8 protein-coding genes are annotated in these 9676 nt (G+C 43.2%); 3 read left to right on the top strand and 5 right to left on the bottom strand.

Annotated features, from left to right (window positions below):
- Position 1: 1 nt before the first annotated feature.
- Genes phrB through FH976_RS10995 form a run of 5 tightly spaced genes read right to left on the bottom strand, consistent with a single transcriptional unit; the run spans position 2 to position 4527 of the window.
- Positions 2-1456 (bottom strand): deoxyribodipyrimidine photo-lyase, encoded by a 1455-nt coding sequence (gene phrB, locus FH976_RS11015; protein ID WP_194090910.1) that lies wholly within the window; start codon positions 1454-1456, stop codon positions 2-4.
- A complete protein-coding gene (locus FH976_RS11010; RefSeq protein WP_194090909.1) occupies positions 1453-2397 on the bottom strand; it encodes a YbgA family protein in 945 nt (314 codons plus the stop codon). Before FH976_RS11010 ends, phrB begins: the two co-directional genes overlap by 4 nt.
- A gap of 33 nt (positions 2398-2430) precedes the next feature.
- Positions 2431-3123, bottom strand: a complete 693-nt coding sequence (locus FH976_RS11005) for a ChrR family anti-sigma-E factor (protein ID WP_194090908.1) — start codon at positions 3121-3123, stop codon at positions 2431-2433.
- Positions 3116-3751, bottom strand: coding sequence for a sigma-70 family RNA polymerase sigma factor (locus FH976_RS11000; protein WP_194090907.1), 636 nt, complete (start codon positions 3749-3751; stop codon positions 3116-3118). Before FH976_RS11000 ends, FH976_RS11005 begins: the two co-directional genes overlap by 8 nt.
- Before the next feature lie 50 nt (positions 3752-3801).
- The gene (locus FH976_RS10995; RefSeq protein WP_194090906.1) at positions 3802-4527 is read right to left on the bottom strand and encodes an LON peptidase substrate-binding domain-containing protein; all 726 of its coding nucleotides are present in this window, start codon (positions 4525-4527) and stop codon (positions 3802-3804) included.
- 300 nt (positions 4528-4827) lie between these two features.
- On the opposite strand from FH976_RS10995, the gene FH976_RS10990 reads away from it, so the two are divergent.
- From FH976_RS10990 to fieF, 3 genes are all read left to right on the top strand, one after another.
- Positions 4828-6291 (top strand): SLC13 family permease, encoded by a 1464-nt coding sequence (locus tag FH976_RS10990; RefSeq protein ID WP_194090905.1) that lies wholly within the window; start codon positions 4828-4830, stop codon positions 6289-6291.
- Positions 6292-6479: 188 nt separating this feature from the next.
- Positions 6480-8654 carry a DNA helicase II gene (gene uvrD, locus FH976_RS10985; protein WP_194090904.1) on the top strand — a complete coding sequence of 725 codons (2175 nt, stop codon included), beginning with the start codon at positions 6480-6482 and terminating at the stop codon, positions 8652-8654.
- Positions 8655-8666: 12 nt separating this feature from the next.
- A complete protein-coding gene (fieF, locus tag FH976_RS10980) occupies positions 8667-9566 on the top strand; it encodes a CDF family cation-efflux transporter FieF (RefSeq protein WP_194090903.1) in 900 nt (299 codons plus the stop codon).
- Positions 9567-9676: the final 110 nt, after the last annotated feature.

The raw sequence follows: 9676 nt of genomic DNA, 5'->3' as shown, positions 1-9676 counted from the left end.
ACTAGTTCTGTTTAAAGAGATTAATCGCTCGCTCGCGTGCAAATTTATGTTCAACCAATGGTGGCCAATACATTTCAGATTTCCCTTCTTTATGTAAATACTCATGGGGGAAATGGATCTGTTTATTTGGCACGTTTTCTAGCTCTGGTAAATATTTACGAATGAAGTCACCGTTTGGATCAAATCTTTCACTTTGTAGAATAGGATTAAAAACACGAAAGTAAGGTTGGGCATCACATCCAGTACTTGCTACCCATTGCCAGCCGCCATTGTTAGCACTGAAGTCACCATCAATTAATTGCGACATAAAGAACGTTTCTCCCCAATGCCAATCAATTAATAAATGCTTAGTTAAAAAACTGCCGACGATCATACGCAGGCGATTATGCATCCAACCGGTTTGGCACAGTTGTCTCATGGCAGCATCAATAATGGGGTAGCCAGTTTTGCCATCGCACCATGCTTTAAAATCATTAGGGTCATTACGCCACATTAGGGTGTTGTACTTGGTTTGAAAGCAGTCGCCTTTGATTAAACGTGGAAAATGATGCAGTAGATGCTTATAAAAATCTCGCCATATGAGTTCATTAAGCCAAGAAAATGCAGGATGATCGGAGTGGTAAAGCACTTGCGGATCGCGCTCGATAAGTTGCGCGGCTAATTGTCTTGCACTGATGGCACCAATCGCAAGATAAGGCGATAAACCTGAAGTGCCTTTAACCGATGGAATATCTCGAAGCTGTGAATATTCACTTACTTTATTGGCTAGAAAGTCAGGGATGACATGTTGGGTAACGCTATCACTGAGCGGCCATCGGCTAGAGTCTATTTGCGGATAATTAAATTCAACTTTTTGCGTTGGAATATCGAGCTTAGGGCTATTTTTATCAGAACTCACCACTGAAATAGGAGCCGTTTTAATACCCATCTCTCGGATATAATTGAGCCAAGTTTTTTTGAATGGAGTAAAGATTTTAAACATTAAGCTTTGTTTGTTCAGTATATGTCCAAGTGGCGCGATGCTATCGCAATCAAACAGCTGCAAATCAAGATCAGACTCGATCACTTGTTGATCGCGCTTGATCTCATTGAGTTCTGGTTCTCGATTGGCGAGCACTTTTTCAATTTGGTTGTGTTGGCAAAAATCACGTAACACCGAGACTTGATCGTTAAAATCATTCGCTTCTAGGTGAATAAACGTGATGCCAAGTTCAGCTAATTGCTTGGCGAAAAGATCAAGATGGCGACGTAAAAAATCGGCTTTGATTGGCGCGAAGTGATGTTGATGCCATTGCTGTGGCGTTGAAATGAACACGGCGTATGTTGGTGCATCATGCTGTTCTATTTGAGATGTTTGGGGTAATAGTGATTTTTCTGGTTGCTGATTGAGCAGCGAAAATAACGCCGGGTTATCGTGCAAGCGAATATCTCGGCGTATCCAAAGTAAAGTGTTCAATATCCGTATCTCAGCTTTAATTCTTTAGGGTGTGGTGTTAAGTAAACTTGATCGCTTAAATATTGATTAGGGAATTCTTTTAAGTGATGGTTGATTAAGGTCAGTGGGACTAATAAAGGTGAATAGCCTTCTCGATAGGCGGTAATCTCATCGCTTAATGCTTGTTTCTTTTCAGGCGATAACTGTTTTTTAAAATAGCCTTGCAGATGTTGTAAGGTATTGGTGTGGGTTTTGCGTGTGGCTTTAATTTTGAGCGCAGTCATTAAGCCATGAATATACTCGCTTGCCTGTTGCTCTAATGGCATGTCTGCTCGTGCTAATAATTGGCCTAAAGCACGATAACTTTCAACATGATGACTCATCACAAGGTATTTATGCGCACGATGAAAGGTGATCAGCTTATGTTTGGTGATGCCAGATTTTTTAGTCTCTAACCAGCGCTGATAAACAAAAACACGAGTAATGAAATTTTCTTTGATTACCGGATCGTTTAGGCGATCATTTTCTTCGACGGGTAAACAAGGGTTGGCTTTCATGATTTGTTCGGCAAAGACACCAACGCCAGTCGATGCTGAACCTTTGCCGTGATGATAGTAAACTTTGACCCTTTCCATGCCGCAAGTTGGGCTCTTAGCGCAAAAAATAAAGCCAGCCATATCTTGAGTTGTATTAGCATGAGCTTTACCAAAATCTTTTAGTGCTTGAGTCACATCGCCGCTACCATCGGGCTTAGATACGGTAATAATCTCATTGTTGAGAATTTGTCTAATGGTCGGCCGTGGAGTGGGAAGACCAATCGCGACTTCTGGGCAAACGGGAATAAAGTCGGCAAATTCACCTAATTGATCGGTACAAAATGCTGAGCGCTTATGACCGGCATTAAAGCGAACTTTATAACCAATAACGCAAGCACTAATACCAATTTTAAGTTTTGATTCCATGTCAAACGCCTCTACAACGTGAAAAATGAGGGATTAATAAATAAATTTTCCGATCGGATTAAGAAGCTGACTCATCCCTTGGGTAAAATGAATAGCATCACTCGATACCGTCAGGCACACGCAACCTTCGTCCGTTATTGGGCTATGAGTGTGTTTGCCATCCAGCCACATAAAATCACCGGTTTTATACTCTCCCATGTCATCGTGAAAGCTGCCTTCAAGTAGTAAGGTGATTTCAAAACCATGATGAGTATGGGTTGGAATACTACCACCTTTAGCGATATGCAACAGCGACATTTTAAGCTTATTGTCCTCCAGTGCTGCGCGAGCTCGTGAGAGTTTGCCAATGCCTTGCCACTCTTTTAGTGCAATGGATTTCATCGAATGTGGCAGGGCAATCCGAGTACCGTTGATGTCAATTTCGGTCACAGTTTTCGGCAGTGGAATGGCAACGGGTGTTTCTTCAATTTCGATATCGGTAATACTCTGCATCATATCGAATTCATCTAAGGTTAAATCAGCGTGCGAAGGGTTTAAATCAAGCACTTGATTGAGCGTTTCTGGTTCAAATAATGATTGCGCCGCTTGCTCGGTTAGTTGCATCGTGTGTTGCTGGCAATGCGGGCATATTTCTACATGGCTGGCGACAATGAGCGAAATAGAGGCTGGCAAGTTGCCATCGACAAATTGCTGCAAAACGGTCGCGGTTGGGTGATGTTTAATCATGATCGTTTTCTCCCATGTGTTGCTTTAATTTTTCCAGTGCCAGTCTGAGTCTTGATTTGACGGTACCAATTGGAATGCCGAGATGTTGAGCTAATTGTTCTTGTGATAGCTCTTGATAATAAATGCCTTGTATCACTTGTTGCTGCGCTTCAGGTAAGCGACCCACATGATTGAGCAAATGTTTTGATAACAGGTGATCTTGGAACACGCTGCTTTCATCTTGCTCTGTGGCTTGTGCTGATTGGATAGAGTTAACAGGCCAAATATCATCGGATAAGGACTCTTCAGAACGAAATTGTATTTGCCTTAACATATCAAATGCGGAGTTACGCATGATGGTATAGATCCAGGTTGTGGCCGCGCCTTTATCTGGATGATACAGGTGCGCTTTCTTCCACACTTTGGTCATGGTGTCTTGTACCAGTTCTTTGCCCAAGACTTCACTATTAAGCTTACTGATGCCAAAGCGTTGTATTTTGGGAGCAAAGTATTGAAACAAGATGCTAAAAGCATGTTTGTCCTGTTGCTTAGCCACCAAAACGAGGTATGTGGTTAAATCTTCGGACAATAGTGATTGGGCAGCGATGATGCTCTCCTTATGGCTTATCGTATTCACATCCTGCTGCATATTGTCACCCAAATAGTTAGATCCTTCATATTATGAATACGCATGGAGTTTTAATTAGGATCAGATATTTTCAGCAAGGTATTTAAAAAGTGTACAACATGTTGAAAACTATTTGGTTTTAAAAATTCTTTTTGCGCCTGAGAAGGCAAAGGTAGTTGTTCAATTAAACGAGCCACGACCCATTCTAATTGGGAGAAATAAGTTTCTGTGTACAGTTCGGCACGCAAAGGTTGAGCTTTAAAAAGGGATTTTAATTGCTTGACGTATTGGTTTTGATGCTCATCAATATAGGTCGTTTTTTGATTCAAGCTTGATCCAGTTTGTGATCCGTTTTTCGCTTGGATTGGGTTGAGTTGGGTTGGGTTTAGATGAGTTGACTGCGTGACTGGCGCGGGCGGTGACCAATGATCGCTCGCTTCAATGCGACACAACCAACGATGTGGTTCTGCTTGATGACAACCCAGTAACGCGACCATTTGCTGCGCATGAATATCGATAGTTAAAAAGCCTTCTTTGGTTTGCGAGAAATTGGTCACTTCAACCAAAATGCCCCAAGGATAAAGCCCTTCGCCATTGGAGTGAGTAAGCGCCATCACCAGTGGGCATTGTTTTTTTAATACCCGAGAAATTAAGGCAAGATGCTTGGCATCAATGATTTTAAGGCGTTGACGGCCACCGGGTAGCAGGATGATGGGCAGGAGAAATAATTCTATATTGTTAGAACAATCCGATGTTAACCATTGATGTTGCGAGTGAGCATGATTGGATGTCAGCATTTCTATCCCTTGGATATTAGGTGTGTTTCATATGGAGATAAATACGAAGCTCAGCCAAAAGAAGATCACTGAGCATTAAATGAACACGAATGGAGGGTGGGGTTTTATAGCATTCAGTTGATGGAAAATAACACAGTGTCGCGTTATAAAAATGAGTTCAAACAAGCAGATAATCTACAATAGTCACAAATTAAAATATTTGATTACCTCAAAAGTCCCGAACCCGAAATTATCTAATGCATATTGGGAGTAAACCAGTTTTAATATGCGGAATTAATGATAACTAAAGGGGCGAAGTCTATGTCCATGCTAGAAAAAGAGTCAATTATTCCAAACAACTCTCGTTATTTAGGTCTTTTTATTGGACCATTGATTTTGATCATGACGTTAGTTTTCCCACCACCTTTGGAAGGTTTGAGTGAATCCGCTTGGCGCATGATTGGCCTTGCGACGCTAATGGCGGTGTGGTGGGTAACAGAAGCTGCGCCGATCCCTGTAACCTCATTTTTACCTATTATTTTGTCACCATTATTGGGCACAGCCAGTATCAAAGAGGCGACGGCAGCGTTTGCCAATCCGCTGATTTTCTTATTCTTAGGTGGATTCTTACTCTCGATTGCGATGGAAAAGTGGAACCTGCACAAACGTGTGGCGCTGATCGCGATGCTGGCGGTGGGGAATAAACCCGCGTATCAAATTGGTGGCTTAATGGCAGTGACGGCATTTTTATCCATGTGGATGAGTAATACCGCAACGGCTGTGATGATGTTACCTATTGGGATGTCGATCATTGGTATTGTGTGTGGTGAAAAACGCGATAAAAACCCTGAGTTTGCCAGTGCTTTGTTATTAGGTATTGCCTATGCAGCCAGTATTGGGGGCTTAGCAACCTTAATCGGCACACCGCCAAACGCCTTACTTGCAGCGTATTTAGCCGACAGTTACAACATGGAGTTGGGCTTTGGTAAGTGGATGATGGTGGGATTGCCGTTATCGATTATTATGCTGGCTTTCACTTGGGTTTGGTTGACCAAGATTTCGTATAAATTACCGGACGCCCAAGAAGGCGATGCGACAGGTTTACTAGGGCAACAATTAAAAGGGTTGGGCAAGCTTAGCAAAGGTGAAAAGTGGGTTGCGATTATCTTTATTGGCGCGGCGCTGAGTTGGGTATTTCGTCCATTAATCGCCAAATGGACAGGTTTGCCAATCAATGACACCAGTATTGCGATGTTTGCCGCTTTATTGTTATTTATCATTCCTATTAATGTCAAAAAACAAGAGTTTGTACTTGATTGGGCCAGCACCAAAAATCTGCCTTGGGGCGTATTGCTGTTATTTGGTGGTGGTTTAAGTCTTGCCGCGCAAATTAAAAGCTCCGGCCTGGCTGATTTTATCGGTGATAGTTTAGCTTCAACCGGTGGAATGCCAATTATTGTGGTGATGTTAATTGTAACCGCAGCGATTATCTTCTTAACCGAAGTAACCAGTAATACCGCCACGGCAGCGGGCTTCCTACCTCTATTAGGACCAATTGCGATTGCGATGGGAGAGAATCCAGCCATGCTTGCGATCCCTGCTGCATTGGCGGCCAGTTGCGCCTTTATGATGCCAGTGGCCACGCCGCCAAACAGTATTGTATTTGCTTCGGGTCAGTTACGAATTAAAGATATGATCCGTGCCGGCTTTATGCTCAATATCGTGGGGATTTTCTTTATCACTGGGATTAGTTATACGCTCGCCGCTTGGGTGTTTGGTTTGTAGCAGAAACAAATAATCAATAGCAAATAAGATAAAGCCGAGTGAATCTCGGTTTTTTTATGGATGCATGTTCGCGAATGATGTAACAAAAATGATGAATACTATAAAAAACAGATGTGATGTGATGAATCTAAAATCCTGCCTTAACTTCGTGTATACTCGTCTTTTATGTATAAATAACCAGTGGAATGATGATGGATCCTTCTTTATTACTCGATGGTCTTAATGACCGACAACGTGAAGCCGTAGCCGCACCACTTGAAAACTTGCTTATATTGGCAGGGGCTGGCAGTGGTAAAACGCGAGTATTGGTTCATCGTATCGCTTGGTTATTATCGGTGGAGCAAGCCTCGCCGTTTTCGATTATGTCGGTGACTTTTACCAATAAAGCGGCGGCAGAAATGCGAGGCCGGATTGACGAACTGATGATGGGAACGTCGTCAGGAATGTGGAACGGTACTTTTCATGGCATTTGCCACCGCATTCTTCGTGCTCATTATATGGATGCGAAACTGCCAGAAGATTTCCAAATTCTTGACTCAGAAGATCAGCTGCGTTTGCTGCGCCGTTTAATCAAAGCGCAAAACCTTGATGAAAAACAATGGCCGGCCAAACAAGCGAGCTGGTGGATCAATGGTAAAAAAGATGAAGGCTTACGCCCAAGTCACATTGACACTTATCATGATCCGGTAGCCAAAACGTATCTACAAATCTATCAAGCTTATCAAGAAGCCTGCGATCGTGCGGGTTTAGTCGATTTTGCTGAAATTTTATTACGTTGCCATGAATTATTGCGCGATAAAGTGCATATTCGTGAGCACTATCAAGCGCGCTTTAAGCATATCTTGGTGGACGAATTCCAAGATACCAACAACATTCAATACGCTTGGTTGCGGATGATGGCAGGACGAGATGCTCATGTGATGATCGTGGGTGATGATGACCAATCCATTTATGGCTGGCGTGGCGCGCAGATTGAAAATATTCAAAAGTTCCTACGCGAGTTTACCGCTGCGCGCACTATTCGTTTAGAGCAAAACTACCGTTCAACCAAGAATATCCTGACCGCAGCCAATGAGCTGATCAGCAATAATACCGAACGCATGGGTAAAGACTTGTGGACTGAAGGTGCAGACGGCGATCCTATCTCTTTGTATTCTGCCTATAACGATTTGGATGAAGCGCGCTTTGCGGTTAACAAAATCAAAGAATGGCATGAAAAAGGCACCCCTCTCACCAGTTGCGCCATGTTGTATCGCAATAATGCTCAATCACGGATATTGGAAGAAGCGTTAATTCAGGCGCGCTTGCCATATCGAATTTATGGTGGTCAACGTTTCTTCGAGCGTCAAGAAATCAAAGATGCGCTCAGCTATTTACGCTTGATGAATAACCGTAATGACGATGCTGCGTTTGAACGAGTTGTGAATACACCAACACGTGGTTTAGGTGATAAAACGCTGGAAACCATTCGTATGACCGCGCGCGATCGTGGCACCACATTATGGCAAGCGGGCGTTCAACTCATTGACGAAAAAGTTCTGCCTAATCGTGCGGCGATGGCGTTTAGTCGATTTATGGAACTGATTACTGCGCTAGAAGATGATACTTACGATTTAGCCTTGCATGAACAATTCGACCATGCGATTAAATCGTCGGGCTTGTTCAATATGTATGAAATGGAAAAAGGCGAAAAATCCAAAGCTCGCATTGAGAACTTGGAAGAGCTCGTTACCGCCGCTCGTCAGTTTGAAAAACCAGAAGAAGCGGATGATATGAGCATGTTGTCGGCATTCTTATCGCATGCGGCGCTTGAAGCGGGTGAAGGGCAAGCGGATGAGTTTACCGATGCGGTACAATTGATGACATTGCACAGTGCCAAAGGTTTGGAGTTCCCACTAGTCTTTATGGTTGGCGTTGAAGAAGGCATGTTCCCCAATCAAATGTCGGCGGAAGATGCCGCGCGTTTGGAAGAGGAGCGCCGCCTTTGCTATGTTGGCATGACGCGAGCAATGACCAAACTTTATATTACTTATGCTGAAATGAGACGTGTCTATGGGCAAGAGAAATGCCATAAACCCTCGCGTTTTATTCGTGAAATCCCAGAAAGTTGTGTAGAAGAAGTGCGCATGAAAGCGCAAGTGAACCGCCCTGCTACCTCGGGTCGTTTTGGCTCAAGTGCGGTTAAAGAAACGTTCAATAGCACCGGTTATGCATTAGGACAAAGAGTGGCTCATCCTAAATTTGGCGAAGGCACCATTATTAACTTCGAAGGCAGTGGTCAACAAAGTCGAGTGCAAGTGGCGTTTAATGGTGAAGGTATTAAGTGGTTGGTCACGGCCTACGCTAAGCTAGAGAAATGTTAAGGTCTGATTTGAATGGAAAAAAATTACGCAAAGTTAGTTAATTCTGCGGCATGGGCGGCAATGGTTATAGCGACTATTTTGTTGATCGTGAAAGTGATCGCATGGTGGGAAACTAATTCAGTCAGTTTATTGGCCTCATTGGTTGATTCATTATTGGATATGGCAGCCTCATTAACCAATTTATTGGTGGTCCGTTATGCACTGCAACCTGCTGATGAAGAACACCAGTTCGGGCATGGCAAAGCGGAATCGTTAGCGGCTTTAGCGCAAGCAATGTTTATTTCGGGCTCAGCTGTGTTTTTGGTCTTGAATGGTGTGGATCGCTTTTTTCGCCCACAAGCTTTAGTGTCGCCAGAGATCGGCGTATGGGTCAGTGGGTTTGCTATTTTGCTCACTTCTGGTTTGGTTCTATTTCAAAAACATGTGGTCAGAAAAACGGGCAGCCAAGCCATTTCAGCTGATTCTTTGCATTATCAAACAGATTTGTTCATGAATATTGCCATCATGATTGCTTTGGTACTCAGTTGGTATGGGCTAAAGCAAGCCGACGCCATTTTTGCTGTCGGTATTGGTATTTACATTTTGTACAGTGCGTATCAAATGGCGAATGAAGCGGTGCAGTCGTTACTAGATCGCCAGTTACCGGAAGAGGAAGTCGATGCTATTCATTTAGCCTGTGTGTCGGTTGAGGGTGTGTTAGGCGCGCATGATTTGCGTACGAGAATGTCTGGCCCTGTTCGTTTTATTCAAGTGCATATTGAGTTAGATGATCACTTGCCTCTACTGGATGCGCATCGAATCTCTGATCAAGTGGAAAAAAAATTAGATAATCTATTCCCATATTCGGATGTATTGATTCACCAAGATCCAATCTCCGTCGTGCCTGGGGCAAAATATCGGCCATTAAGTTAGCAAGTGGTCGCTATATAGAATAAAATTATGTGAGATAGATCATTATGTCGAGACAAGGTACTCACAATTGACTATCTTATTGGCCATAGAAAAGGAGTGTGAAAGTGATG

Source organism: Vibrio hibernica (assembly GCF_015223435.1).
In the GTDB taxonomy this organism is placed as follows: Bacteria; Pseudomonadota; Gammaproteobacteria; order Enterobacterales; family Vibrionaceae; genus Vibrio; species Vibrio hibernica.
The sequence above is the reverse complement of the archived record's forward strand: the minus strand, read 5'-3'. Positions and strand labels throughout refer to the sequence as shown.